This is a genomic window from Arthrobacter sp. KUASC02 (assembly GCF_059739395.1).
In genome coordinates this window covers 1703774-1727690 of the sequence record NZ_AP046053.1, presented here as the reverse complement: position 1 = coordinate 1727690, position 23917 = coordinate 1703774, and the positions used below count along the sequence as shown (strand labels likewise).

Sequence of the window (23917 nt, the reverse complement as noted above, 5' to 3'; positions counted from 1 at the left end):
TCCTATTCTTTCAGTTGGCGGGTGCATGCCCGGACAGGAGCGTGGCCACACGGGGCGCCACCTCGGTGCCCAGCAGCTCGATGGACCGCATCATGGCCTTGTGCGGCAGGGAGCCGCTGCTGTACTTGAGGTCGAAACGGTCCACCCCCAGGTTCTGCTTGAGCAGGGCGATCTTCCGCGCCACCGTTTCCGGCGATCCCACGTAGAGCGCGCCTTCGGGGGTGCACATGGCGTCGAATTCCCGCCGGCTTCCCGGTCCCCAGCCGCGTTCGGCTCCGATCCTGTTCCGCAGCTCGAGCCAGTGCGGGAAGAACTCCTCGCGGGCTTCCTCGTCCGTTTCGGCTACATGCCCGGGCGAGTGCGTGGCCACCTGCTGCATCGGATGCCCGTACTTGGCCATGGCCTCGCGGTACAGGTTGACCAGCGGGGCGAAAGAACGCGGTTCGCCGCCGATGATCGCGAAAATGATGGGGTAGCCGTATTCCGCGCAGCGCAGCACGGACTCCGGCGTTCCGCCCACGCCGATCCAGGCGGGCAGCAGGTGGTGTTCCAGCGGCGGATAGACGCTCAGCCCGTTGATGGCCGGACGGGTGCGCCCTTCCCAGTGAACGGGCTTCTGCGCACGGACCTTGTCAAAGAGTTCCAGCTTTTCTTCGAACAGCACGTCGTAGTCGGCGAGGTCCAGGCCGAACAGCGGAAACGATTCGATGAAGGACCCGCGGCCCAGCATGACTTCGGCGCGGCCGTTGGAGATGGCATCCACCGTGGAGAAACGCTGGAAGACGCGGATGGGGTCATCCGAACTCAGCACGGTCACCGCGGATCCCAGCCGGATGTGCTTGGTGCGCGCCGCGGCGGCGGCGAGGAAGACCTCGGGGGCGGAGACGGCGTAGTCCCGGCGGTGGTGCTCCCCCACGCCAAAGGCGTGGAGTCCGACGTCGTCCGCCAGCTCCGCCTGTTCCAGCAGCTGGCGCAGCACTTGCGCGTGCGGCACCGGGTGCCCGTCGGGGTAGGACCCGACGTCGCCGAACGTGTTCAGCCCGAGCAGGACCTTCCCCGGGCCGACGGGGGCCGTGGGGCTGTCGCTCATTTCGACTCCTTCAGCCAGCCGGCCAGCTCGGACGCCCAGTAGGTCAGGACCATGTTGGCGCCGGCCCGCTTGATGCCGAGGACCGATTCGGTGATGGCAGCGCGGCGGTCGATCCAGCCGTTGGCGGCGGCAGCCTCGATCATGGAGTACTCCCCCGAGATCTGGTACGCGGCCACGGGCACGGTGCTCATGGCGGCCACGTCGGCGAGGATGTCGAGGTAGCTCATGGCGGGCTTGACCATCACCAGGTCGGCGCCTTCGGCGAGGTCCAGCTCCACTTCAAGGATGGCTTCGCGGCGGTTGGCGGCATCCATCTGGTACGTGCGCCGGTCCCCCTTGAGCTGCGAATCCACAGCTTCCCGGAAGGGGCCGTAGAACGCAGAGGCGTATTTTGCGGCGTATGCCACCACAGCCGTGTTCGTGTGTCCGGCGTCCTCCAGTGCCTGCCGGATGACGCCGATCTGCCCGTCCATCATTCCCGACGGGCCCAGCATGTGCGCTCCGGCGTCGGCCTGCGCCACGGCCATCGCCGCGTAGATTTCCAGCGTTGCGTCGTTGTCCACGTACCCGTCGGCGTCGAGGACGCCGCAGTGGCCGTGGTCGGTGAATTCGTCCAGGCAGACGTCGCTCATGACCACCAGGTCATCGCCCACCTCCGCGCGGACGTCCCGGATCGCCTTGTTGAGCACGCCGTCGGGGTCCAGGGATGCGGTGCCGCGCGCATCGCGTTCGGCCGGAATGCCGAAGAGCATGATGCCGCCGACGCCCAGCTCCACGGCCTCGGCGGCAGCCCTCTTCAGGGAATCGGTGGTGTGCTGCACCACGCCGGGCATGGACGCTATCGGGTTGGGTTCCGTGAGCCCCTCCCGGATGAACGCGGGAAGGATCAGCTCGGGCGCCGCCAGCCGGTGTTCGGCCGTCATCCGGCGCATGGCCGGGGTGGTGCGGAGCCGGCGGGGGCGATGGGTCGGGAAGCTCATGTTCTGTCCTTCACGTGGGTCTCAGGGGCGGGCGGTGGTGGTGTGGAATGTCCTGGTGCCAGTGCCTGGACGACGGCGGACACCAGGCCGGACGCTGTTGGTTCCTCGGCGACGGCGGCCACCGGCAGCCCCAGCGATGCGGCCTCAGCCGCCGTCGAACGCCCGATCGCCACGAACCGGCAGTCCCCCAGCGGCGACAGTCCGGCATGGATGCGGCGGGCAGCGCTGGGCGAAGCGGCGACGACGGCGTGCAGCCGCCCGGCGGCAAGCTCGGCTTTCGCTTCGGCGGGAGTCAGCACTTCAGCTCCGGGCTGCGTCACGGCGGCGGGCTCCTCCGGCGTGAAGCTGCGGGCCGGATCCGCCGGATAATCCACCGTGTGGTAGGCAGTCACGGCCTGGACGCTGGCACCAAGTGCTTCCAACCCGTCGGCGAGCCTGCCGTCCGCAATGTCCGCCTGCGGAAGGAAGACGCTGCCCGGGCCCTGCGGCCAGATGTCGAGGAGCCCGACGCCGGACTGAAGCCGGGCGGGGGCAAGGTCCACGGCGACCCCGCGGGACTCGAGTTCGCGCCGTGTGGCAGGCCCGATGGTGGCCACCTGGACGGAGCCGGGCAGCCACTGGCTCAGCGTACTGCCCCGTTCCCGGGCGAGTTCCTCGAGCGCCTGCACGGTGGTGACACTGCTGATCACCAGCCAGCTGTAGGCACCCGCGCCCAAGGCATCGAAGGCGACTTCCAGGGAATGCAGGTCCCTGGCCCGTTCGAAATCGATCAGCGGCAACAGCAACGGTTCGGCACCGGTTTCCCGCAGGGCCGCGAGGAGCGCCGCTGCCCGGTCGGGGCTGCGGGTGACCAGGACCCGGGCACCCTCCAGCACCCGCGGCCCCGGCTCGCCCTCAGCGCGGCGGGCGCTGCGCCGTCCCATCATGGCCGTCCCATCATGTGGCGGGCTCCGCCGGTTCAGGAAGCGGCAAGGTCCGCGATATCGGCTGCGCCGGCCGCCAATAGCACCTCGGCAAGTTCAATGCCCAGAAGCGTGGCGCCCACCTCGGTGAGCCCGTCTGTTGCCCGCTTGTCGCGGACGGAGGCTTTCCCGTCGACCGCGCAGACCGCGGCCTCCAGGTACAGCATGCTTCCCTTGCGGAACGCGTAGGCGCCCACCGGGGCCGCGCAACCCGCCTCCAGCCGGGCCAGGAGTGCCCGCTCAGCCGTAACCGCCAGCCTGGTGTCCGTGTCATCGAGCGCTGCCAGCGCCTGCGCCAGCGGCCCCTGGGAGCCCTCGGTGGACCCGGGTTTCCGCGGCGCATCCGCGGTGCGGCACTCGATGGCCAGTGAGCCCTGGCCGGCGGCCGGAAGCATCACGTCCGTTTCGAGGTATTCGCTGATGGTGTCCAGCCGGCCGATGCGCTCAAGGCCGGCAGCCGCCAGCACGACGGCGTCGAGGTCGCAGGATTTTCCGTCCACCACGGCGTCGGTAAGGTTGCCCGGCAGGCCGGGGACACGGCCCAGGCGGGTGTCCACGTTGCCGCGGATGTCCACGACGTCCAGGTCGGGACGGGCTGCGCGGAGCTGCGCCGCCCGGCGCGGGGATCCGGTACCCACCCGGGCGCCCTGCGGCAGGTCGGCCAGCTTGAAACCGTCGCGGGCACAGAGCACGTCGCGGACGTCCACGCGCTTTGGCGTCGCAGCGAGGGTCAGCCCCGGAGCGGCTCCGGTGGGCAGGTCCTTGAGCGAGTGCACGGCAACGTCGCACTGGTCCCGCAGCAGCGCATCGCGCAAGGCCGCAACGAACACACCCGTGCCGCCCATCTGCGAGAGCGAGCCGGTCAGGACGTCTCCGTCGGTCCTGATGTGCACGAGTTCCACCGGGAAACCGCCGATGGCGGCAAGCTGGTCCGCGGTCTGTTGGGTCTGGGTGAGCGCCAGCTTGCTGGCGCGCGTCCCGATACGCACTGTCACGGCGATTCCTGTCCCGCCGCCCGGGCAGCCGGCGCGGCAGCAGGGTCCGGGGGGTAGGGGTCGTGGCCCGTACCGACGGTGGTGTCCGCTCCCGCGATGGTGGGCTTCTCGCCCCGGAAATTGGCGCAGCAGCCGGGGCGGCAGACGTCGTACCAGGGGCCGAGGTCGGTCAGGTGGGGCCGGTCGGCAATGTTGTTCGCGGCAGTGCGCTCACAGATCAGGTCCACGATGCCGCCCACGAACTTGCGGTGGGTGCCGGGAGTGGGCACCCGGGTTGCGGCGAGGCCGTGGTTCCGGCAGGTCTCCAGCGCTTCGGTGTCCAGGTCCCAGACAACCTCCATGTGGTCGCTGACGAAGCCCAGGGGAACGATCACGATTCCCTTAACGCCCTGGCCGGCGAGTTCCTCGATGGCGTCGTTGATGTCCGGCTCGAGCCACGGAACGTGCGGGGCTCCGGAGCGGGACTGGTAAACGAGCGACCACGGGGCCGTGTCACCGGTTTCCTCCTCGACCCGGCGGATGACCTCGGCGCCGGATGCCAGGTGCTGGGCCACATAGGCCGAGCCTTCGGCGAACTGGCGCGGCTCGTCCTTCGAACGTCCGGCGGCTTCGGCGTCCCGCGTGGGAATGGAGTGGGTGGCGAAGAGGATGTGGACGGGTGCGTCCGGGGTGCCGGCGGCGGCCAGCTGGGCGCGGACGTCGGCCAGGCCGGCGGCTGTGCCTTCGATGAACGGTTCCACGAAGCCCGGGTGGTCGAAGTACTGGCGGACCTTGTCCACTTCCAGCTTTCCGTCCAGGCCGGTCGAGGTCAGTGCGAGGCCGATGTCTTCGCGGTACTGGCGGCAGCTGGAGTAGCACGAGTAGGCACTCGTGGTGACCATCAGGACCTTGCGGTGGCCGGCGTCGTACACGTCCTGCAGGGTCTGCGGGATGTAAGGATCCCAGTTCCGGTTTCCCCAGAAGACGGGGAGGTCGATGCCGCGGGCGGAAAGTTCGGCTTCGATACCGGCCTTGAGCGCCCGGTTCTGCTGGTTGATCGGGCTGATGCCGCCGTTGGCGCGGTAGTGGTGCGAGACCTCTTCGAGCCGTTCGTCCGGGATCCCGCGGCCGCGGGTGACGTTGCGCAGGAACGGGATGACGTCGTCCTGGCCTTCGGGGCCGCCGAAGGAGGCGAGGAGGACGGCGTCGTACTCTTTTGGCGCCATCCGGCCGGCTTCGGTGACCGGGTTAACGGCGGCGGGCGGGCCCTGCGCTTCGAGCGGGCTCATGCGAGGACCTCGGCGATTTCCCCGGCGGTGACCCGGCGGCCGGTGTAGAACGGGATTTCTTCACGGACGTGGTGCCGGGCCTCGGTGGCACGCAGGTGGCGCATCAGGTCCACGAGGTCCACCAGTTCGGGGGCCTCGAGGCCGAGGATCCATTCCCAGTCGCCCAGGGCGAACGACGAAACGGTGTTGGAGATGACCTGCGGGAAGTCGCGGCCCAGCAGTCCGTGGTCGCGCAGCATGGCGCCGCGCTCGGCCTCCGGCAGGAGGTACCACTCGTAGGAGCGGACGAACGGGTACACGCAGAGCCACTCGGCGGGTTCCACGCCGCGGGAGAACGCGGGGGTGTGGTTCTTGGCGAATTCGGCCTCGCGGTGCACGCCCATGGCCGACCAGACGATCTCAGTGCCTGCGAAAAGGCTGCTGCGGCGGATGTCGCGGACGGCCTGCTGCAGCGCCTCGGGCTTGGGGCCGTGGAGCCACACCATGATGTCCGCATCTGCACGCATGCCCGAAACGTCGTAGCTGCCGCGGTGGACAACCCCCGCGTCCGCAAGGCGGCCCAGCAGGGCTTCGAATTCGACGGCAGCGTCGGCGCTGCGCTGGACGTCCGAGGAGCGCTTGAAAACCGTCCAGAGGGTGAAGAACTGCTCTGTTTCTTCGGCTGCTGATTTTCCGGCTACTGATTCGGTTTTACTGACAGATTCGGCAGAAGTGTGGCTCATAGTTACCAGTCTGCCCTCCGGTGCCGCCTAAGTCGAAACCGAACTCTTCTACAACGCGTAGAAGTGCTTAATTTCACAGCCTCTTCAGCCCGCAGCGGGCTCAGATCCGGCGCATCCGCACGTAGGCCACCCCGGCGGCGCAGGCCAGCGCTACCAGCCCGGCACCCCACCAGACCTGGGGAGACATTTCGCCCATCGGCGAGACGCTCACGGCGGACCTCATGACCGGTGCGCTCGAGACGCCGTAGCCGGGTCCGGACAGCGGCAGGACGCCTGCCGAGGTCAACGTGGCCATGTTGGCAGGACCGTACCTGTTCGTGGTGGTCCACGCCGACGCGGTAGCAGTGGCCGCCGGCCCTGCAGCCCGGCTGCCGGTCGCCGGCGACGCCGCGCCGGTGGCCGGTATCTTGGCGGAGGTGCCGGGAGCGGTTCCTGCCGTTCCCGGAGCGGCCGGTGCGGCAGTTCCGGGCAGCGACGGGCTTGGCGCCCCGGGAGTGCCGGCCGGGGCCGCGCCGGTGGCGGGAGCAGGCGCGGCCGGCGCCTGGGCGGGACCGGTGGACGGGCCTGCGGCTCCGCCTGCGGGAGCCGGTGCCGGTGCCGGCGTGCCCGACGGCGCGCTGCTTTCGGAGGGAGACGGCGACGGCGACGGCGTCTCCGGGTCAGGCGACGGTGAAGGCGTCACCGGGTCGGTCGTCGGAGACGGTGACGGTGTGGGCTGCGTCCGTTGTCCGGGCGGCGTCTGCTTGCCGGAGCCCGGTGCGGACGGGCGGGTGGGATCACCCTTGGGTCCCAGGACCACGGAGGCCCAGATATCCAGCGAGGGAACACCGGCTTCCACTGACGTCGTCGTGGCGGCGTCAGCGCCATCTGTGGTGTCCGGAGCCGGAACGAGGGACACAGCGTTGGATGCAGGAACACCTGCGGAAAGGACTAGTACCGCTCCGAGCGCCGCTGCTGCCGTGCCGCGCCGAAGACCCCCATGGAAACCAGTCAGCGTTCGAGTTTCTTCGGACTTCTGAATGACCATAGTCATCGACCCTAGCCAGAAAAACGTGCCATTAGAAACTTGCAAAGAAGCCCTGCAGGCGGTACTCGCGGGCTAGTGGAGGCTGTCCGCGATCTGTTTTTTGGTGTCGGCGACGACGGCCGCCAGGCCGTTGCCCGCCAGCCACCCGCCCACCATGACGAGCCTTCCGTCAGCAGCGCACACCCGGCGGACTTCCGCCACCCGCTGTCGATGGCCCACGGCTGCGAACGGCAGCACTCCGCCCCAGCTGACCACGTCCCAGTCGAGCACGTCATCGGCTGTGACAGGCACTGTCAGCAGGGCCGACGCATCCCGTAAGGCCGCATCAAGCAGGGCATGGCCACCCTCGCGGGAGCCGGCGCCGACCGGAGCGGCGGGACCGTCTTCAGGGAGCTGCTCACCCCGGCCGTATGACAGCCGGACGACGTGGGTGCCCGGCCCCGCAGCGGCCGCCAGCCAGTCCCACTTGGCGGTGGCGTGGGTCAATGCCTTGGCCTCGATGCCGGGCGTCTGCGGGGCCACCAGGATGCCCGTTCCCCGTGGCCGGCGGTCGAGTTCCGGGAGGTCAACAACAAGTGTCACAAGCTTTACGTCCGGACCGGCAGCCGGGCGGTGGCCGCCAAGGTCCGGCACGGCGTCCTGCAGCAGTCCCACGGCGGACGGGCCGTCAAGGGCCACCACCAGCAGGCCGGCGTCGTACGTTTGGTCCCCGGCCGAAACCCGCCAACCGTCCGCAGTCCTGGCCACCGCCCCTGCCGGGGTTCCGGTCAGGAGCGTGACGCCGCGCCGGCGCAGCTCCGCCACGAGGGCGCTGATCATTGTGTGCATGCCGCCATGGAGGCCGGCGACGGCGGATCCCGCTTTGCTGCCCTGCGCCGGGGTGCCCCGGCGCTGGGCGGCGACGGCGGCAGCCAGGGAACCGTGGGCCCTGATTCCGTCGCGGAGTCCGGGCGCCACCATGTCCACGTCGAGGAGCGCGGGATCAGCGGAATGTACGCCGCCCACCACGGGCTCGACGAGCCGCTCCAGGACGCGGCGGCCCATCCGCTGCCGGACCAGGGCCGAGACGCTCGTGATGCCCGCGCGGGTGCCCGCGGAAGCCGGCAGGAACCTGTCCAGTGAAGCCCGGAGGGAGCCGGCCAGTCCCAGCGTCCGTCGCACTTCGGGATCCCATGGGTTGGCCGGAATGCCCAGGACGCCGGTTTTGGGAAGTTCACGTGCGCCTTCGGGGAGCTGGACCCAGGCGCCGCCAGGATGGGGTGCCACGATACGGCCGGCGATGCCCAGTTCCGCCGCGAGGTCCGCTACGGCGCTTGAACGGGTGGCGAAGGACTCCGCTCCGCTGTCCAGCGTCAGGCCGCCCACCACATGGCTGCCCACGCAGCCGCCCCAGGCTTCAGTGGCTTCCAGGACGGTGACGTGCCTGCCGGTTTTGGCTAGCTCAAGGGCGGCGAGCAGGCCTGAAACGCCGCCTCCCACCACCACCGCCGTAGGAACGGACGCTTCCGGCGTGGCTGCGCTCACCATTTACTCCGGGGAAATCGAGTGAATAAGTTCGACGACTCGCGTCAGGACGTCAGGGTCGGTCTCCGGCGGCACGCCGTGGCCCAGGTTCAGGACGTGGCCGGGGGCGGCAGACCCGGCCCGGATGACCTCCCGGACGTGCGCTTCGAGGACTGACCACGGAGCTGACAGCAGGGCGGGGTCGATGTTGCCCTGCAGCGGGACGGTCCCGCCCAGCCGGCGGTTGGCTTCGTCCAGCGGCAGCCGGTAGTCAACGCCCACCACGTCGACGCCGACGTCGCGCATGGCCACCAGGAGCTCGGAGGTTCCGGTGCCGAAGTGGATCAGCGGCGCACCGAGGTGGCGGACGTGGTCCAGCGCACGGGCAGAGGCCGGGGCCACGAAGCGTTCGTAGTCGGCCAGCCCCAGCGAGCCCGCCCAGGAGTCGAACAACTGGCCTGCGGAAGCACCGGCTTCCAGCTGGGCGCGCAGGAACATGCCCGAGGCGTCGGCAGCCCAGTTGGCCAGGGCGGTCCAGGTTTCGGGGTCGGCGTGCATCATGGTGCGCGGGCCGAGGTGGTCGCGGGAGGGCTTGCCTTCAACCATGTACGCGGCGAGGGTGAAGGGCGCACCGGCGAAACCGATCAGCGGCGTTTTGCCGAGCTGGGCAACGGTAAGGCGGACGGCCTCCCGGATCGGCTCCAGCGCTTCCCAGGTCAGCTTCGGGAGTGCCGCGACGTCCGCGGCAGTGCGGACCGGCTTGTCCAGGACCGGACCAACGCCCGGAACGATGTCCACGCCCACGCCGGCCAGTTTCAACGGAATCACGATGTCCGAGAAGAAGATGGCGGCGTCGACGTCGTGCCGGCGCACGGGCTGCAGCGTGATCTCTGAGGCCAGCTCGGGGCGCAGGCAAGAATCCAGCATGGCCACGCCTTCGCGCACCTTCAGGTATTCCGGCAGGGAACGGCCGGCCTGCCGCATGAACCAGACGGGCCGACGGCTCGGCTTACCGCCGCGGTAGGCGGTGATGAGCGGCGAATCAGCCGTGCGGCCGTCCATCAGCGGGTGTCCTGCATCCAGGGTGGCATCGGTGAACGGGGCGTCGGAGACCGTTCCGTTGGACGTTGCAGCGCTTGAAGTCATGACTCCGATTGTCCCTAAAGTCGCGCGGAAAAGATAACGACAGGCTGTCATCCGGTCCCGGCCGGCGCCTTCCGTGGCAGGAATCACAGGCCGCCGTGGGGTTCGCCACTGCGCTTTGTTGTTCTACGCCGTGACGTAAAAGCTATGATTGTGATGCTGTGGTTCTTTTTTCATTGGTGGCTACACACGCCGACATCGACCTCGAGACCGTTGCTCAACTGAGCACCGGTGCTTCCGAGCTTGCTACATCCGCACTCTCCGGGTCGCCGGCAGTGACGGGTGCGGTGGTGCTTGCCACCTGCAACCGCTTCGAAATTTATGGTGAAGCGCCTCATCCGGATGACGTGGAAGCGGCACGCGCCGCCCTAGTTGCCCAGATCAGTGAACGCACCGGACTCAACGAGCAACTGGTCTCCCGCTCATTCAACACGCGCACCGGCGGCGAAGTCAGCCAGCACCTTTTCGCCGTGAGCTCCGGCCTGGACTCGGCTGTGGTCGGCGAACGCGAAATCGCCGGGCAGGTTCGCCGGGCACTCATCACCGCCCAGCATGAAGGCACTGCCAGTTCAGGCCTCGTCCGGCTCTTCCAGGCAGCATCCAAGACCGCCAAGGACGTCGGGGCGCAGACGGCCCTGGGATCCCGCGGACTGTCCATCGTCTCGGTGGCCCTGGATCTCGCCACCGACCTTTCCGAGGACCCCGACTGGTCCGCCAAGAAAGCCGTGGTCTTCGGGACCGGCGCCTACGCGGGCGCCACCATGTCGTTGCTCCGTGAACGCGGGTGCACGGACATTTCCGTCTTTTCCTCCTCCGGACGCGCCGAAGCCTTCGTCGCCACGCGCGGCGGCAAGGCCCTCGACTCCGATTCGCTTCCCACCGCGGTGGCCGCGGCGGACGTCATGATCGGGTGCAGCGGCTCCGATACCCGCGTGGAAGCGGACGAACTCGCCCGTGTCCGCGCCGGCTCACCCCAGACTCTGATCGCCATCGACCTGGCGCTCACCCATGATTTCGACCCCGCCGTGGGAGAGCTCGACGGCGTGGAGCTGCTGACGCTCGAATCCGTGCGGCTCGCTGCTCCCCAGGAGCAGGCCGAATCCCTGGCGCAGGCCAGCGGCATCGTCACCGGCGCGGCCGCAGCGTTCGAGCAGGAGCGCGAGGCCAGGTCCGTGGACTCGGCGATCGTCGCGCTGCGCCGCCACACCATGAACGTCCTCGACGCCGAAATGGAAAAGGTCCGGGCACGCCACGGCTGCACGGCCGCCGCCGAGGAAGTCGAGTTCGCCCTGCGCCGGATGGTCAAGCAGCTGCTGCACGTCCCCACGGTCCGGGCGCGGGAGCTTGCCTCCAACGGCCAGCAGGAACAGTACATCGCGGCCCTTGATGCGCTGTACGGCATCACCGTTGAGCAGCCCGCCGCTGCCCCGGCAGCGGAATGCCCCGTGGACCACGGCCAGGCCGGCCCCGCGTCCGCCGACATCCGGCGCGAAACCGCCTAGCCCAAGGCTTCCGGCCGCCCCGGCGTCAGCCGAAGGCGTTTATCCCTGTCATCTCCGCCGAGAGCGTCCACAGGCGTGCAGCATCCGACGGATCCACCGCGTGCGCATCCACTCCCCTGATCCGGGCTTCAGGGCTTCCCGTCCGGGTGGGTTCGGCGATGTCGCAGTCCTCGCAGTAGACCCCGCCCATGCCCTCCAGCGCCGGGGACGTGGCGGCCCACACTGACGTTGCGGCGCCCTGTGCCGGGGTCTTGAACCGGGCATCGACGTTGCCGTCCTGGTCCATCCAGCCGGCGGCCACCATTTCCTCGCGTGGCAGGTGGCGCTGCAGTTCCGTCATGATGCCGCCGGGATGCACGGCGAAGGCCCGAACCCCGGCATCCCGTCCGAGGAAGTCCAGGTGTACGGCGAAGAGGGAGTTGGCCGTCTTGGCCTGGCCGTAGGCCTTCCATTTGTCGTAGCCGGTGTCGAAGTTGATGTCGTCGAAACGGATGGGCGAGAGCTTATGCCCGGTGGACGAGAGTGAGATGACGCGCGCGCCCCGTCCGGCGGCCAGCGCGGGCCACAGCAGGTTGGTCAGGGCAAAGTGGCCCAGATGGTTGGTGGCGAACTGCGACTCCCAGCCCGGGCCCACCCGGTGCTCGGGGCTGGCCATGATGGCGGCGTTGTTGATGAGGATGTCCAGGCCGGCGCCTGATTCCCCGGACGCGGACAGGAAGTTGTCCGCAAAGCTTGTCACGCTCGCCAGGTCCGCCAGGTCCAGCGCGCCGACACTTACGGTTCCTCCTTCCGCCCCGGCTGGCAGTGCGAAGGGTATTCCGGCTTCTTCCAGGATTTCCCGCGCATGGCCGGGCCTCCGGGCGCCCACCAGCACCTGGGCGCCGGCGGACACCAGTGCCCGGACCGTCTCCAGCCCCAGTCCGGAGTACCCGCCCGTGACGATGGCAGTCCTGCCGGTGAGGTCGATGCCGGCAATGACTTCAGCGGCGGTCGACTCCTTGCCGAATCCGGAGCCGGTCTTGTGTTGCGGGGTCCTGCTTGTGTCCTGGTTCATTGCTGGGCCTTCCTCGGTGTGCGGTGGCGCGGCTGGTCAGAAGCGTGTTCAAGCTTGGTCAGAAGCGTGTTCAGGTTCCGGTCAGTACACCGGCTTGGAAGGCTCCACTTCCCGGACCCAGGCAAGGATGCCGCCGTCGAGGTGGCTGACCCGCTGGTAGCCTGCCTTGCGCGCGGCTGCCAGGACAGCTGCTGAGCGCGTCCCGGCTTTGCAGTGGAACACGATGTCCTTGTCCTGGGGCAGCTGGGCCCACGCCTCCCCCGCCAGGATCCTGCCCTGCGGGATAAGGACGGAGCCGTCGATGCTGACGATGTCGTGCTCGCCGGGCTCGCGGACGTCCACGAGTTCGAAGTCCTTCAGGCCGGCTTTGCGCGAGGCCAGCATGGTGGCCAGCTGCGGGGCCGTCACAGTGTCTTCCTTGGCAGTCTCAGCCTCCGGAACTATTCCGCAGAAGGCCTCGTAGTCGGTGAGTTCCGTGATGCGCTCGGCGGCCGGGTCGCGTGCCACCCTGATCTCCCGCCAGCTTCCGCCGAGGGCGTCGAACAGCGCAACGCGCCCCAGCATGGAGCGCCCGACGCCGGTGATCAGCTTGACTGCCTCGGTGACCATGAGCGAGCCGACGGCGGCGCACAGCATCCCGAACACGCCGCCCTCGCCGCAGGACGGCACCGAGCCGGCCGGCGGCGCCTCCGGGTAGAGGTCGCGGTAGGTGGGGCCGTATTTCTCCCAGAACACGCTGACCTGGCCGTCGAAGCGGAAAATCGAGCCCCAGACGTAGGGTTTGCCGAGGATGGCGGCGGCGTCATTGACCAGGTAGCGGGTGGCGAAATTGTCGGCGCCGTCCAGGATGAGGTCGTAGCCGGCGAACAGCTCCAGCGCGTTCGAGGCGTCCAGCCTGACATTGTGGAGCTGAACCTCCACCAGGGGGTTCAGAGCGGCAATGGAGTCGCGGGCTGACTCGATCTTGGGCTTTCCCACATCCGCAACCCCGTGGATGACCTGGCGCTGCAGGTTGCTCAGGTCCACGGCGTCGTCGTCGATGATTCCCAGGGTTCCCACGCCCGCAGCGGCAAGATAAAGCAAAGCCGGCGAGCCCAGGCCGCCGGCACCGATGACCAGGACCTTGGCGTTCTTGAGCCTGCGTTGGCCCAGCGTGCCGATTTCGGGAATGATGAGGTGGCGGGAGTAGCGCTCCACCTCTTCGGCGGTCAGGGCATCCGCCGGTTCCACGAGGGGATCCAGGGTTGCAGGGACAGCAGTTGCGGTGAACGTGGAAGCCATACTTCAATGTATGCCCGAAGATGCCGCCAGGTCATATTACCCGCGCGTAAAGTGTAGGTAACTGCAATCGAAAGAAGGCCAACAGTGGTTCATCATGCACCGGTTGATCGGACACAGGCCGGGAAGGCAGCCGCGGGACAGGCGCGCACCGGCGGTGCGCGTTCAGCGCGGCTTCCGCGTGACGAACGGCGCGCCCAGCTGCTGGCCGCCGCGCAGGAAGTCTTCGTGGCCAACGGCTACCACGGTGCGGCCATGGACGAGATCGCGGAAACGGCCCACGTCAGCAAGCCGGTGCTGTACCAGCACTTCCCTTCCAAGCGCGAGCTCTACCTCGCCCTGCTGGACAGCCACCTCAGTGCCCTGACCGAGTTGATGATGGGGGCGCTGAATTCCACCGACGACAACGACGAACGTGTCCAGGCGGTCATGCGGGCCTATTACCGCTTTATTGCCAGTGACGACCAGGCACACCGCCTGGTCTTCGAATCAGACCTGATTAATGACAGCGACGTCAGCTCCAGGCTCGAAACATTCAACAAGGCTTTTGCCGATGCCATCGCGCGGGTCATCGCCGAGGACACCAAGCTCCCCATGCTGGAGGCCCAGCTGCTGGGGCGCGGACTCGCCGGAATGGCGCAGGTCAGCGCGCGTTACTGGCTCGAAACCGACGGAAACCTGGACCTCGATGTGGCCAGCGACCTGATCTATCGTTTAGCTTGGCGCGGAATCTCCCGCTTTCCCAAGGAAACCTAGACTACAAATAGAGAACACCTTTAGAACTTTGATTGGCTGGGAGGCCTCGCTGTGGAAGTAAAGATCGGCATTCAGAACATCGGCCGTGAAATTGTGCTGGAATCGGCTCAGGATGCTGACGCTGTCGCAAAGCTCGTCGAGGAAGCCATCGCCAAGGGCTCCGAGCTTCGCCTGGCTGACGAAAAAGGCCGTGTGGTCATCGTTCCCGCCAACGTCCTGGGCTACGTCGAAATCGGGGCAGAAGAAGCCCGCCGCGTCGGTTTCGGCCAGCTCTAGGCCCCCGCTTAGCCCAACCCGCCCAGCAGCAAGGAGTTCGCCGAAAATGCTTTCCCTGGTCATCGTGGCCCTGGTCACCGCTGCCGCAGGCTTTGTCGTCTGGGCCAACGACCGGCGCCACGCGAAGTACGGCATCGCCATGCCGCCGGGCGTCTCCGTCGCCGTGGGGATGCTGAGCTGGATCATCTTCATGGCAGCGGGGCTTGGCTACCAGCCCGGCCTGACGTGGATTCCTTGGGTTCTGCCCATGGTCCTGGGCACCGGGGCGGCACTCGCCGCCGCGGTGTACCTGGGCCGCAAGCGCACCCTGCATGACACGAGGCAGCTGACGGCCGCCCTCAGGCTCTAGCCGGAGCTACAGATCCGGTTCGTGCCCTTCCTCGGTGCAGAGGCACAGCCGGTTTCCCTGAGCATCCGTGACCACCACCCGGTTGGGTGCGTGGTCATGGTTCATTAAGGCCCCTGTGGCGGCTGTTTTCTCCAGTGCCGGGCCGGATTCCGCCTTGCTGCGGTGGACGTCCAGGTGGAAGCGGTTCTCGTTCGGGGCGGGCGTTTGCTGGAACCAGACTCCGGGGCCGCGGCCGTAGGGGTCAACCAGGTCGCCGTACCGGCCTTTCCGGTAGCCAAGGGCAGTCCGCCACACCTCGGAAATCTCGTCCGGGTTTGCCGTGTCGATGGCGATCTCCACCGTCCGGTACAGGCCGGGTTCCGCGGCCGCCGACGCCGCAGCGGCCGCCAGGCTCACGGCCGCCGCTGCGGCGACGTCACGCTCCGTCACCTCCGTGCCGGCGTCGTGCGAGGTGAAGCGGATGAACACCCTGTTGTAGCGCCAGTCCAGGTCCGGGTGGTGGTTTTGTTCCTCAGCAAGGCGCCCGACGGCGGCAATCAGCTCGAGCGCTCCGGCCGCCGTCGGCGTCTTGAAAACGGTCACCAGGCCGCCCAGCCGGTACCTCCAGTCGGGCAGGTCCGCCAGGGCGGCGTCGATCCGGGCTCGGGTCAGAACATCTTCCTTGCCGGTCACCGCTGGCTCCTTGCATGGTTCGGACTGCTACAGGAACTCCGCCCGGCCTTCCATGGCGGACGAGGCAAGGGCGTGTTCGCGGCGCGGAATCCGGCCGGCCGCCTTCGCCAGCCTACCGGCGATGACAGCGTGTTTGAAGGCCTCTCCCATCATCGCCGGGTTCTGCGCCCGGGTCACTGCCGTCGCCAGCAGCACGGCGTCGCAGCCCAGCTCCATGGCCAGGGCCGCGTCGGACGCCGTACCGATGCCGGCGTCCAGCACCACGGGAACGGATGCCCTGGAAACGATGAGTTCGATGTTGTGCGGGTTCAGGATGCCCAGGCCGGTGCCGATGGGCGCCCCGAGCGGCATGACGGCTGTGGCTCCGAGGTTCTCCAGCCGCAGGGCCAGCACGGGATCGTCATTCGTGTAGGCGAACACCTTGAACCCGCGGTTGACCAGTTGTTCGGTGGCGTCCACCAGCTCAACGGCGTCCGGCAGGAGGGTGTGTTCGTCGGCAATCACTTCTAGCTTCACCCAGTCCGTTTCCAGGGCTTCCCGCGCCAGTTCCGCCGTCATGACGGCGTCGCGTGCCGTGAAGCAGCCCGCCGTATTGGGCAGCACCCTGATGTTGTGGTCCACCAGGAGCTGGAACAGCGAACCCGTTTCCGCCGGGGAGTAGCGGCGCATGGCCACGGTGGTCAGCTCCGTGCCCGACGCGATTAGAGCCGCCCCCAGGCCGTCCAGGCTGGGCGCGCCGCCGGTGCCCATGATCAGCCGTGATCCCAGGTGGACACCGTCCACGATGAAGGGGTCCGCCGTGTGCTGTGCGGTCCCTGCCGCGCCGGCAACCGTAGTTCCTGCCATGATGCTCAACCTCCCTGTACTGCGGTAACGAGTTCGACGTCGTCGCCCTCGGCGAGCGCCGTGACGAACCACTGGCTGCGCGGCACCACCTCGGAGTTCCGGGCCACTGCGACGCCCAGTTTCCGACCGTCGGCGGCCTGCCCGCTGGGGGCGAGGTTCCTGCCCGTGACCTGGCTGATGAGGGTGGTGACGGACGCGCCGTCCTCCACCGCATGGACGGTGCCGTTCAGAGTGATGTTCATGCTGTTTCCTTGTTCGGGTCAATTGTGACGATGTTCAGTGGCGCTGCCGGCGTTCCCGGCGTCGGCGCGGGGACGGAAAACCGGTCGGGCCGGAAGGGCGCCCAGCGGGGATCGGCGTTGCCGTCCATGAGCTGCCTGCAGATGGACCCCGCCGCAGGAGTGAGCAGGACACCGTGCCGGAAGAACCCGGTGGCAATGATCAACCCCTCGACGTCGCCGCCGGTTCCCGCGGCGGCTACGCGCCCCAGCAGGGGCGCGTTGTCCGGTGTTCCCGGACGGGCCCGCGCCGTGGCTTCCAGGAGTTCCAGTTCGGCGACGGCCGGAACCAGCACCTGCGCGTCACGGAGCAGCTGGTAGACGCCGCCGGCGGAAACAGCTGAACGGGCCGGCGTTGCGTGTTCGGTTCCAAGGCCGGCAGCCTCTGCCCCCGGGAGGGCGTCTTCACGCTGGGTGGCCCCGATCACCACGGTTCCGTCCTGCCGGGGCACGATGTAGACGGGAACCCCATGGACCATGCCGCGGACGGTGGATGTCAGCAGCGGCCGCAGGTAGGCGGGGACCCGCAGGCGCAGGATGTCGCCGTACACCGGGCGGAGGGGCAGCTTCAGTCCCGCGGGCAACCCGTTGAGGGCCGCAGACTCCAGCCCGTTGGCAATGATCGTCTCCCCGGCATGCACCGCACCTCCCCCGGCCAGGGTGATGCCGCTGACCCGCCCGTCCGCCCACAGCAGGCCGTCCGCCCGCCGGCGCACGGCGGAACCTGCCAGCGACTCGGCGATCAGGGCGAGGAGCTTGCGGGGATCCACCTGGTGGTCCGCCGGGATGTCGAAGGCACAGGAGATTCCGGGGCTCAGCAACGGTTCCCGTGCCCGCGCCTCCCTGACTGTCAGCGGTTCCACCGTGAGGCCGCTCGACAGCTGGACGCCGCGCAGGTCGGCGAGCGCCCGGCGGTCGGCGGCGTCGACACCCACGGCGAGGGTCGACGTCGTGAGGTAGCCGGTGTCCGGGCCGCCGCTGCCGGATTCTCCGGGTTTCCCCCCGGGTTGAAGGCTCGCGGCAAAGCCGGGCCACAGCGCGGAGGAGTGAAGCATGAGCTCCAGGAGGTCCTCCTCCTGGTAGTGGAGTTCGCTGACCGGTGCCAGCATGCCGGCGGCGGCCCAGCTCGCTCCGGTGCCGGGCGCGTCATCGATGAGCACCACGGACCGGCCCGACTGCCGGGCCTCCCAGGCGATGCCGTGGCCGATGATTCCACCGCCAACCACGGCGACGTCGGCGCTGATGTCGCGGCTGCGCGCGGCGGGGCTGCCCGTTGGGGATTGCGGGGTCATTGTCATCCTTCCCTACGCCGGTACTAACCGGATCAGGTCAAGCGGTCGGCTCTGACGCCCTCTCAGCCCTGCAGCTTTGTGACAGCTGCTGCGGGCTCCCGCGGTACTCCCCCAGTTTAGGGGAACTAGGCTGGTGCCATGACCGAGCAAGCTCTCCTCACTGACGCCCGCCTGTACCTTTGCACCGACGCCCGCACGGATCGCGGCGACTTCGAAGACTTCGTGGATGCCGCCTACGCCGGCGGCGTCGACATCATCCAGCTCCGCGACAAGAACCTGGAGGCAGCCGAAGAACTCGAGCTTCTTGATGTGCTGCAGTCCGTTGCGCGCCGCCACAGACGCCTCTGGTCGGTCAACGACCGCGCGGATGTCGCCTCGCTCTCCGGCGCACCGGTGCTGCACATCGGGCAGAAGGATCTTCCGCTGGCGGCTGCCCGGAAGTTCCTCGGCAACGACGCCGTGATCGGCCTGTCAACGCACGGCACCGAACAGATCGACGCCGCGGTGGCCGCCTCCCGCGGTACCGGCGGGCTGGACTACTTCTGCGTGGGGCCGGTCTGGGCCACGCCCACGAAGCCGGGCCGGGCCGCCGTCGGCCTCGACCTGGTCCGCTACGCGGCCGGGGCCAGCGGCAACGAAACAGCAGGCGGGACCACGGTCCCGTGGTTCGCCATCGGCGGCGTTGACCTGGGCAACGTCGAGCAGGTGGTGGCTGCAGGGGCGCAGCGGATCGTGGTGGTCCGCGCCATCACCGAGGCTGACGACCCCGCCGCAGCCGCGCGGTCACTGCTCGAAGCGCTCGACGCCGGCGCATCCTGACTACCCGGTCAGTCCGAGCTGCGTCATCCGCTTGGAGTGGTTTTCCGCCAGCCCGGCAATCAGGCCGCTGACCAGCTCCTTCGCCGCGGCGGTGTCCTCCCCGCCGATCAGGTTTCCGAGGAACGCGTGCTCGTAGCTGACGCGCTGCGCCTGGGTCAGGGCTTCGCCCAGCAGCCGCCTGCCCCACAGCGCCAGCCTGGAGGCGAGCCTGGGATCATCGGCGAGGGCGCCCTTGAGCCGGTCGCGGAGAACCTCCGTCGTTTCATCGGAGGCCTGGATCTGTTCGATGAGCTCCCGTGTTTCGGCGTCGACGTAGTGTGAGATGGCCCGGTAGAAGTCGGCGGAGACCGTGTCGATGACATAGGCCTTCATCAGTGATTCGAACCAGTCGGCCGGGCGTGTCCGCGAGTGGAAATAGTCCACTGCCGGCTGGAACGGCAACATGGCGTCCTCGGCGTCGATCCCCCTGGCCTCGAGCCTGGCGCTCACCAGTTCGTAGTGCCGGAACTCCACTACGGCGATCCTGCCGAGCACGGCACGGTCGTGGAGGGTGGGTGAATAGCGCGCGTCGGCGGCAAAACGCTCAAAGGCCGACAGCTCGCCGTAGGCCATCATTCCGAACAGGTCTGTGACGAAGCGGTTGTAGCGAGCAGTGTCAGCCGGGGTTGAGCTCATCGTCCAAGACTAATGGCGGAAATGGAGCTAACCTGACTTTCGTGTCCCATCATCGCCTGACTCCAAGTGTCCACGAACAGACCAACCGGCTGGCCGACGCGCTGAACGCGCTCCGCACGGAGTTGGAACTGCCGGGGCCTTTCCCTGACGATGTCCTGCAGGATGCGCTGGCGGCCATTGCGGAACACAAAATGCCGGACCTGGACCTTACGGATGTGGGCTTTGTGACCATAGATCCGGCGTCGTCCACGGACCTGGACCAGGCCCTGTTCATCGAGCGGTCCGGCGACGGATACAAGGTGTTCTACGCCATCGCCGATGTGCCGTCCTTTGTGGCACCGGGCGGGGCGCTGGATGCCGAAACCCGCCGCCGGGGGCAGACGTTCTACGCCCCGGACGGGCGGATTCCGCTGCACCCGGAAGTCATCAGCGAAGAGGCAGGCAGCCTGCTGGCCGGCCAGTTGTGCTCCGCTTTCGTCTGGGAGTTCGACCTGGACGAAGCAGCCCGTGTGCAGTCGGTGCTGGTGCGCCGCGCCAAAATCCGGAGCCGTGCCAAGCTCAGCTACAAGGGTGTCCAGGCCGAACTCGACGCCGGCACTGCCGCCCCCGTCCTGCAACTGCTCAAGGAAGTAGGGCTCAAGCGGGTGGAACTGGAGAGGCTGCGGGGCGGAGCCAGCCTGAACATGCCGGAACAGGACATCGAACAGCTGCCCGACGGCGGCTACCGCATTGTGGCTGCCCCGTCCCTTCCGGTGGAGGACTGGAACGCCCAGATCTCCCTCATGACCGGCATGGCCGCGGCGGACCTCATGCTCGAAGGCAAAGTGGGCATCCTGCGGACCATGCCGTCCCCCGATGAACGCTCGCTCCTGCACTTCAAGCGGCAGACCAACGCGCTCGGAAAGCCCTGGGACGGCCGGGCCAGCTACGGGGAATACCTGCGCTCCCTTGATCCCACCGACCCCCGGCAGCTGGCCATCCTGCACTCCGCCGGCATGTTGTTCCGGGGTGCCGGCTATACGCCCTTCGACGGCACCGTGCCGAAGGACGCCATCCAGTCCGCAATCGGAGCTGCCTACGCGCACACCACGGCCCCGCTGCGGCGCCTGATAGACCGTTTTGTCCTGGTGATCTGTGAGGCGCTGAGCAACCGGACCGCTGTTCCCGGCTGGGCCCGTGACGCCCTGCCGTCCCTGCCGGAGATCATGGCGGCCTCGGACCAGCTGGCAGCAAGGATGGAGCGGCTGGCCCTGGACACGGTGGAGGCCGCCCTCCTCGTCAACCACATCGGGCAGGAGTTCGACGCCGTGGTCATCTCCGGGTCCAAACCGGGCAAGACGAACGGAAACGGCGGCGGCAACGGCAACGGGAACGGACCGTCCGGCATCATCCAGATCGCGGACCCCGCGGTGACGGCCAGGTGCCCCGGCGAACTCGAATCCGGCACCACTGTCCGGGTCAGGCTGATCTCCTCGGACATCGACACACGCGAGATCCGGCTGGAGCTGGTGGAGTGATTGAGGATTGACTATGGGCCGTGCCCGGGGCGTCAGTCGGTGATGGTTGCGGTCAACAGCTAGACTGAAGGGGTAGTAATGGATGCCCGGTCGTTGATTTCCATGATTTTTGAATTCAACAAGCCCGCCCCTACGCGATCTTGAGATACACCCGTTGGTCCCCAGTGCCAGCATTTAGATAGCCCGCGATCGGCTTCCACTGGATTTGCTTGCGCGCCTGAGCGTGCTCCGGAACGGCCTTGCGGCCGGCCCCGTTGAGCAAGCAGCGCCAATGCCCAAATGAATAAGGAAACTCCCCTGTGAGTGAATTGCACACGCACCAACTTCTGACCGACGACACCGGCACCGAATCGATCGAGCCGGAAGAGACCATCATCTCGGACGAAAAACCGCACGAGATCGAGGAAAAAACCTTCGCCGACTACAACGTCCGCGCCGACATCGTCGAGTCCTTGGCCGACGCCGGAATCACCCACCCCTTCCCCATCCAGGCGATGACCCTGCCCGTGGCCCTCGCCGGCCACGACATCATCGGCCAGGCGAAGACCGGTACCGGCAAGACCCTGGGCTTCGGCATCCCCGCGCTGCAGCGCGTGGTGGGGCGCGACGACCCCGGATTCGACAAGCTGGCCGTCCCGGGCGCCCCGCAGGCCCTGGTGATCGTTCCGACCCGCGAACTCGCCGTCCAGGTGGCCAAGGACCTGGAAAATGCCGCGAAGAAGCGCAATGCCCGCATTGCCACCATCTACGGCGGCCGCGCCTATGAGCCGCAGGTGGAAGCCCTGCAAAAGGGCGTCGAAGTTGTTGTCGGTACCCCCGGCCGCCTGATCGACCTGTACAAGCAGAAGCACCTGAGCCTGAAGAACGTCAAGATCGTCATCCTCGATGAGGCCGACGAAATGCTGGACCTCGGCTTCCTGCCGGACGTCGAGACGCTGATCGCCGGAACCCCGGCCGTCCGCCAGACCCTGCTGTTCTCGGCCACCATGCCCGGCCCGGTCATCGCCATGGCCCGCCGCTACATGACCCAGCCCACCCACATCCGTGCTGCTGACCCGGACGACGAGGGCCTCACCAAGCGCGACATCCGCCAGCTGATCTACCGCGCCCACAGTATGGACAAGGTCGAGGTCGTCGCCCGAATCCTGCAGGCCCGCGGACGCGGCCGCACCATCATCTTCACCAAGACCAAGCGCACCGCCGCCAAGGTGGCCGAGGAACTGGTGGACCGCGGCTTCGCCGCCGCCGCCATCCATGGCGATCTCGGCCAGGGCGCCCGCGAACAGGCACTGCGTGCCTTCCGCAACAACAAGGTTGACGTCCTGGTGGCCACCGACGTCGCCGCCCGCGGCATCGACGTCGACGACGTCACGCACGTGATCAACTACCAGTGCGTGGAGGACGAAAAGATCTACCTGCACCGCGTGGGCCGCACCGGCCGCGCCGGCAACAAGGGCACTGCTGTGACCTTCGTTGACTGGGACGACATGCCCCGCTGGGGCCTGATCAACAAGGCGCTGGGCCTGAGCTACCCGGAGCCGGTGGAAACCTACTCCTCCTCGCCGCACCTCTACGAAGAGCTGGACATCCCCGAAGGCACCAAGGGCCGCCTGCCCCGCGACAAGCGCGTCCTTGCCGGCGTCGACGCCGAAGTCCTGGAGGACCTGGGCGAGACCGGCAAGAAGCCGGGGCGCAGCAGCTCCAGGGACAGCGGCCGGGACACCGCCCGTGGCGGAAACACCGGAGGCGGGCGCGACAGCGGCCGCACCGGCAGCAGGACCCCGCGCCGCAGTGGCGCCGAAGCCGGCGGACGCTCGGGTGATCGCCGCCGTCGTCCCGCCGAAACGGACGCCGCCGCCCCGGCCGAGGCTCCGGCTCAGGCCCCCGTCTCGGCACGGGCAGCTTCAGCCAGCGCCCCGGCCGAGGTGGACCGGGCAACCCGGGCCCGGCGCCGGACCCGCACCCGCCGCCGCAACGGCGAGGTGGTTGCCGGCGGCGACTCGCAACCAAGCGGCGCCGAGGCCTAACCCCCTCAATGACTGACACCGTCTGGGCGCCGGACGGCAGCAATCTGGTGGTACACGCGGACAACGCCGAGTACCTCCCCACGCTGCCGGACGGCGCCTTCACACTCATCTACGTCGACCCGCCGTTCAACACCGGCCGCGCCCAGAGCCGGCAGCAGACCACCATGGTGCGGAACGCGGACGGCGGCGGCGACCGCGTGGGTTTCAAGGGCCGCTCCTATGACACGATCAAAGGCGCCCTGCACAAATACGACGACGCCTTTAGCGACTACTGGTCGTTCCTGGAACCCAGGCTCGTGGAAGCGTGGCGGCTGCTGGCCGACGACGGCACCCTCTACCTCCACCTGGACTACCGGGAAGTGCACTACGCCAAGGTGATGCTGGACGCCATCTTCGGCCGCGAATGCTTCCTGAACGAAATCATCTGGGCCTACGACTACGGCGCCCGTGCCAAGTTCCGCTGGCCCACCAAGCACGACAACATTCTGGTGTACGTCAAAAACCCGTCCAAGTACCACTTCGACAGCGCTGAAGTGGACCGCGAACCCTACATGGCGCCCGGGCTGGTGACTCCGGAAAAGCGGGAGCTCGGCAAGCTGCCCACGGACGTCTGGTGGCACACCATCGTCTCCCCCACCGGCAAGGAAAAGACCGGCTACCCGACGCAGAAGCCCGAGGGCCTGATCCGCCGCGTCGTGGCTGCTTCAAGCCGGCCGGGCGACTGGTGCCTGGACTTCTTCGCGGGCTCCGGCACCCTGGGCGCGGTGGCCGCCAAGCGCGGCCGGAAATTCGTCTGCGTGGACCAGAACCAGCCCGCCATCGACGTGATGACCAAGCGCCTCAGCGCCCAGGCCACGTTCACGTCCTTCCCGCCCAACTAGGTCGC

General features: G+C 68.1%; 24 protein-coding genes and 1 riboswitch. Of the genes, 8 read left to right on the top strand and 16 right to left on the bottom strand.

Annotated features, from left to right (window positions below; translation table 11 throughout):
- Positions 1–10 precede the first annotated feature (10 nt).
- From AC6JAC_RS07940 to hemE, 9 genes are all read right to left on the bottom strand, one after another.
- Positions 11–1090, bottom strand: coding sequence for an LLM class flavin-dependent oxidoreductase (locus AC6JAC_RS07940; RefSeq protein ID WP_043439526.1), 1080 nt, complete (start codon positions 1088–1090; stop codon positions 11–13).
- Positions 1087–2070: a porphobilinogen synthase gene (hemB, locus tag AC6JAC_RS07935; RefSeq protein WP_028272593.1), complete on the bottom strand. Its 984-nt coding sequence runs from the start codon at positions 2068–2070 to the stop codon at positions 1087–1089. Before hemB ends, AC6JAC_RS07940 begins: the two co-directional genes overlap by 4 nt.
- Complete coding sequence (locus tag AC6JAC_RS07930; RefSeq protein WP_028272592.1) at positions 2067–2996, bottom strand: uroporphyrinogen-III synthase; 930 nt, start codon at positions 2994–2996, stop codon at positions 2067–2069. The genes hemB and AC6JAC_RS07930 overlap by 4 nt, the downstream gene beginning before the upstream one ends.
- Positions 2997–3028: 32 nt before the next feature.
- Positions 3029–4027: a hydroxymethylbilane synthase gene (gene hemC / locus AC6JAC_RS07925; protein ID WP_028272591.1), complete on the bottom strand. Its 999-nt coding sequence runs from the start codon at positions 4025–4027 to the stop codon at positions 3029–3031.
- Positions 4024–5295 (bottom strand): ferrochelatase, encoded by a 1272-nt coding sequence (locus tag AC6JAC_RS07920; RefSeq protein ID WP_028272590.1) that lies wholly within the window; start codon positions 5293–5295, stop codon positions 4024–4026. The genes hemC and AC6JAC_RS07920 overlap by 4 nt, the downstream gene beginning before the upstream one ends.
- On the bottom strand, positions 5292–6017 hold the full coding sequence (gene hemQ / locus AC6JAC_RS07915) for a hydrogen peroxide-dependent heme synthase (RefSeq protein WP_028272589.1): 726 nt from the start codon (positions 6015–6017) through the stop codon (positions 5292–5294). Before hemQ ends, AC6JAC_RS07920 begins: the two co-directional genes overlap by 4 nt.
- Positions 6018–6117: 100 nt before the next feature.
- Positions 6118–6915: a superantigen-like protein SSL4 gene (locus AC6JAC_RS07910; RefSeq protein WP_028272588.1), complete on the bottom strand. Its 798-nt coding sequence runs from the start codon at positions 6913–6915 to the stop codon at positions 6118–6120.
- Positions 6916–7116: 201 nt separating this feature from the next.
- Entirely contained in the window at positions 7117–8568 is a 1452-nt protein-coding gene (gene hemG, locus AC6JAC_RS07905; protein WP_454698968.1) for a protoporphyrinogen oxidase, read from the bottom strand.
- Positions 8569–8571: 3 nt separating this feature from the next.
- Complete coding sequence (gene hemE / locus AC6JAC_RS07900) at positions 8572–9693, bottom strand: uroporphyrinogen decarboxylase (RefSeq protein ID WP_347895353.1); 1122 nt, start codon at positions 9691–9693, stop codon at positions 8572–8574.
- Positions 9694–9851: 158 nt separating this feature from the next.
- Between hemE and AC6JAC_RS07895 the strand changes: the two genes are divergently transcribed.
- On the top strand, positions 9852–11192 hold the full coding sequence (locus AC6JAC_RS07895) for a glutamyl-tRNA reductase (protein ID WP_347895351.1): 1341 nt from the start codon (positions 9852–9854) through the stop codon (positions 11190–11192).
- Between the two features lie 25 nt (positions 11193–11217).
- Here the strand turns inward: AC6JAC_RS07895 and AC6JAC_RS07890 are convergent, their stop codons facing one another.
- Together AC6JAC_RS07890 and moeB are read right to left on the bottom strand one after the other, a co-directional pair.
- Positions 11218–12246 carry an SDR family NAD(P)-dependent oxidoreductase gene (locus AC6JAC_RS07890; protein ID WP_028272584.1) on the bottom strand — a complete coding sequence of 343 codons (1029 nt, stop codon included), beginning with the start codon at positions 12244–12246 and terminating at the stop codon, positions 11218–11220.
- Positions 12247–12327: 81 nt separating this feature from the next.
- Positions 12328–13527 carry a molybdopterin-synthase adenylyltransferase MoeB gene (gene moeB / locus AC6JAC_RS07885; RefSeq protein ID WP_028272583.1) on the bottom strand — a complete coding sequence of 400 codons (1200 nt, stop codon included), beginning with the start codon at positions 13525–13527 and terminating at the stop codon, positions 12328–12330.
- A gap of 84 nt (positions 13528–13611) precedes the next feature.
- Here moeB and AC6JAC_RS07880 point away from each other — a divergent pair, with 84 nt between their 5' ends.
- Genes AC6JAC_RS07880 through AC6JAC_RS07870 form a run of 3 tightly spaced genes read left to right on the top strand, consistent with a single transcriptional unit; the run spans position 13612 to position 14905 of the window.
- Positions 13612–14280 (top strand): TetR/AcrR family transcriptional regulator, encoded by a 669-nt coding sequence (locus AC6JAC_RS07880; RefSeq protein WP_028272582.1) that lies wholly within the window; start codon positions 13612–13614, stop codon positions 14278–14280.
- Positions 14281–14331: 51 nt separating this feature from the next.
- Entirely contained in the window at positions 14332–14556 is a 225-nt protein-coding gene (locus AC6JAC_RS07875; protein ID WP_028272581.1) for a DUF3107 domain-containing protein, read from the top strand.
- Between the two features lie 46 nt (positions 14557–14602).
- Entirely contained in the window at positions 14603–14905 is a 303-nt protein-coding gene (locus AC6JAC_RS07870) for a hypothetical protein (protein WP_028272580.1), read from the top strand.
- A 6-nt stretch (positions 14906–14911) separates the two neighbouring features.
- Here AC6JAC_RS07870 and AC6JAC_RS07865 read toward each other — a convergent pair whose 3' ends face one another.
- The 4 genes from AC6JAC_RS07865 to thiO form a co-directional block, all read right to left on the bottom strand.
- Positions 14912–15577, bottom strand: a complete 666-nt coding sequence (locus AC6JAC_RS07865) for a 4a-hydroxytetrahydrobiopterin dehydratase (RefSeq protein WP_497964199.1) — start codon at positions 15575–15577, stop codon at positions 14912–14914.
- Between the two features lie 27 nt (positions 15578–15604).
- On the bottom strand, positions 15605–16423 hold the full coding sequence (locus AC6JAC_RS07860; protein ID WP_497964197.1) for a thiazole synthase: 819 nt from the start codon (positions 16421–16423) through the stop codon (positions 15605–15607).
- A gap of 5 nt (positions 16424–16428) precedes the next feature.
- Positions 16429–16665: a sulfur carrier protein ThiS gene (thiS, locus tag AC6JAC_RS07855; protein WP_028272578.1), complete on the bottom strand. Its 237-nt coding sequence runs from the start codon at positions 16663–16665 to the stop codon at positions 16429–16431.
- The gene (gene thiO, locus AC6JAC_RS07850) at positions 16662–17999 is read right to left on the bottom strand and encodes a glycine oxidase ThiO (RefSeq protein WP_497964195.1); all 1338 of its coding nucleotides are present in this window, start codon (positions 17997–17999) and stop codon (positions 16662–16664) included. Before thiO ends, thiS begins: the two co-directional genes overlap by 4 nt.
- Positions 17986–18105: riboswitch (TPP riboswitch) on the bottom strand. Its footprint overlaps the gene before it by 14 nt.
- 26 nt (positions 18106–18131) lie before the next feature.
- On the opposite strand from thiO, the gene thiE reads away from it, so the two are divergent.
- Positions 18132–18812 carry a thiamine phosphate synthase gene (thiE, locus tag AC6JAC_RS07845; protein ID WP_497964193.1) on the top strand — a complete coding sequence of 227 codons (681 nt, stop codon included), beginning with the start codon at positions 18132–18134 and terminating at the stop codon, positions 18810–18812.
- Here the strand turns inward: thiE and AC6JAC_RS07840 are convergent, their stop codons facing one another.
- Positions 18813–19487 (bottom strand): ferritin-like domain-containing protein, encoded by a 675-nt coding sequence (locus tag AC6JAC_RS07840; protein ID WP_454698974.1) that lies wholly within the window; start codon positions 19485–19487, stop codon positions 18813–18815.
- A 41-nt stretch (positions 19488–19528) separates the two neighbouring features.
- On the opposite strand from AC6JAC_RS07840, the gene AC6JAC_RS07835 reads away from it, so the two are divergent.
- From AC6JAC_RS07835 to AC6JAC_RS07825, 3 genes are all read left to right on the top strand, one after another.
- A complete protein-coding gene (locus tag AC6JAC_RS07835) occupies positions 19529–21004 on the top strand; it encodes an RNB domain-containing ribonuclease (protein WP_347895335.1) in 1476 nt (491 codons plus the stop codon).
- A gap of 299 nt (positions 21005–21303) precedes the next feature.
- On the top strand, positions 21304–23031 hold the full coding sequence (locus tag AC6JAC_RS07830; RefSeq protein WP_497964190.1) for a DEAD/DEAH box helicase: 1728 nt from the start codon (positions 21304–21306) through the stop codon (positions 23029–23031).
- 8 nt (positions 23032–23039) lie between these two features.
- Positions 23040–23912: a DNA-methyltransferase gene (locus AC6JAC_RS07825; protein WP_497964188.1), complete on the top strand. Its 873-nt coding sequence runs from the start codon at positions 23040–23042 to the stop codon at positions 23910–23912.
- Positions 23913–23917: the final 5 nt, after the last annotated feature.

What these genes read in the sequence shown, in the direction of transcription:
- AC6JAC_RS07940 (WP_043439526.1), bottom strand. Translation starts at nt 1,090, where the DNA reads ATGAGCGACAGCCCCACGGCCCCCGTCGGCCCGGGGAAGGTCCTGCTC.
- hemB (WP_028272593.1), bottom strand. Translation starts at nt 2,070, where the DNA reads ATGAGCTTCCCGACCCATCGCCCCCGCCGGCTCCGCACCACCCCGGCC.
- AC6JAC_RS07930 (WP_028272592.1), bottom strand. Translation starts at nt 2,996, where the DNA reads ATGATGGGACGGCGCAGCGCCCGCCGCGCTGAGGGCGAGCCGGGGCCG.
- AC6JAC_RS07920 (WP_028272590.1), bottom strand. Translation starts at nt 5,295, where the DNA reads ATGAGCCCGCTCGAAGCGCAGGGCCCGCCCGCCGCCGTTAACCCGGTC.
- hemQ (WP_028272589.1), bottom strand. Translation starts at nt 6,017, where the DNA reads ATGAGCCACACTTCTGCCGAATCTGTCAGTAAAACCGAATCAGTAGCC.
- hemE (WP_347895353.1), bottom strand. Translation starts at nt 9,693, where the DNA reads ATGACTTCAAGCGCTGCAACGTCCAACGGAACGGTCTCCGACGCCCCG.
- AC6JAC_RS07890 (WP_028272584.1), bottom strand. Translation starts at nt 12,246, where the DNA reads ATGAACCAGGACACAAGCAGGACCCCGCAACACAAGACCGGCTCCGGA.
- moeB (WP_028272583.1), bottom strand. Translation starts at nt 13,527, where the DNA reads ATGGCTTCCACGTTCACCGCAACTGCTGTCCCTGCAACCCTGGATCCC.
- AC6JAC_RS07870 (WP_028272580.1), top strand. Translation starts at nt 14,603, where the DNA reads ATGCTTTCCCTGGTCATCGTGGCCCTGGTCACCGCTGCCGCAGGCTTT.
- AC6JAC_RS07860 (WP_497964197.1), bottom strand. Translation starts at nt 16,423, where the DNA reads ATGGCAGGAACTACGGTTGCCGGCGCGGCAGGGACCGCACAGCACACG.
- thiS (WP_028272578.1), bottom strand. Translation starts at nt 16,665, where the DNA reads ATGAACATCACTCTGAACGGCACCGTCCATGCGGTGGAGGACGGCGCG.
- thiO (WP_497964195.1), bottom strand. Translation starts at nt 17,999, where the DNA reads ATGACAATGACCCCGCAATCCCCAACGGGCAGCCCCGCCGCGCGCAGC.
- thiE (WP_497964193.1), top strand. Translation starts at nt 18,132, where the DNA reads ATGACCGAGCAAGCTCTCCTCACTGACGCCCGCCTGTACCTTTGCACC.
- AC6JAC_RS07840 (WP_454698974.1), bottom strand. Translation starts at nt 19,487, where the DNA reads ATGAGCTCAACCCCGGCTGACACTGCTCGCTACAACCGCTTCGTCACA.
- AC6JAC_RS07825 (WP_497964188.1), top strand. Translation starts at nt 23,040, where the DNA reads ATGACTGACACCGTCTGGGCGCCGGACGGCAGCAATCTGGTGGTACAC.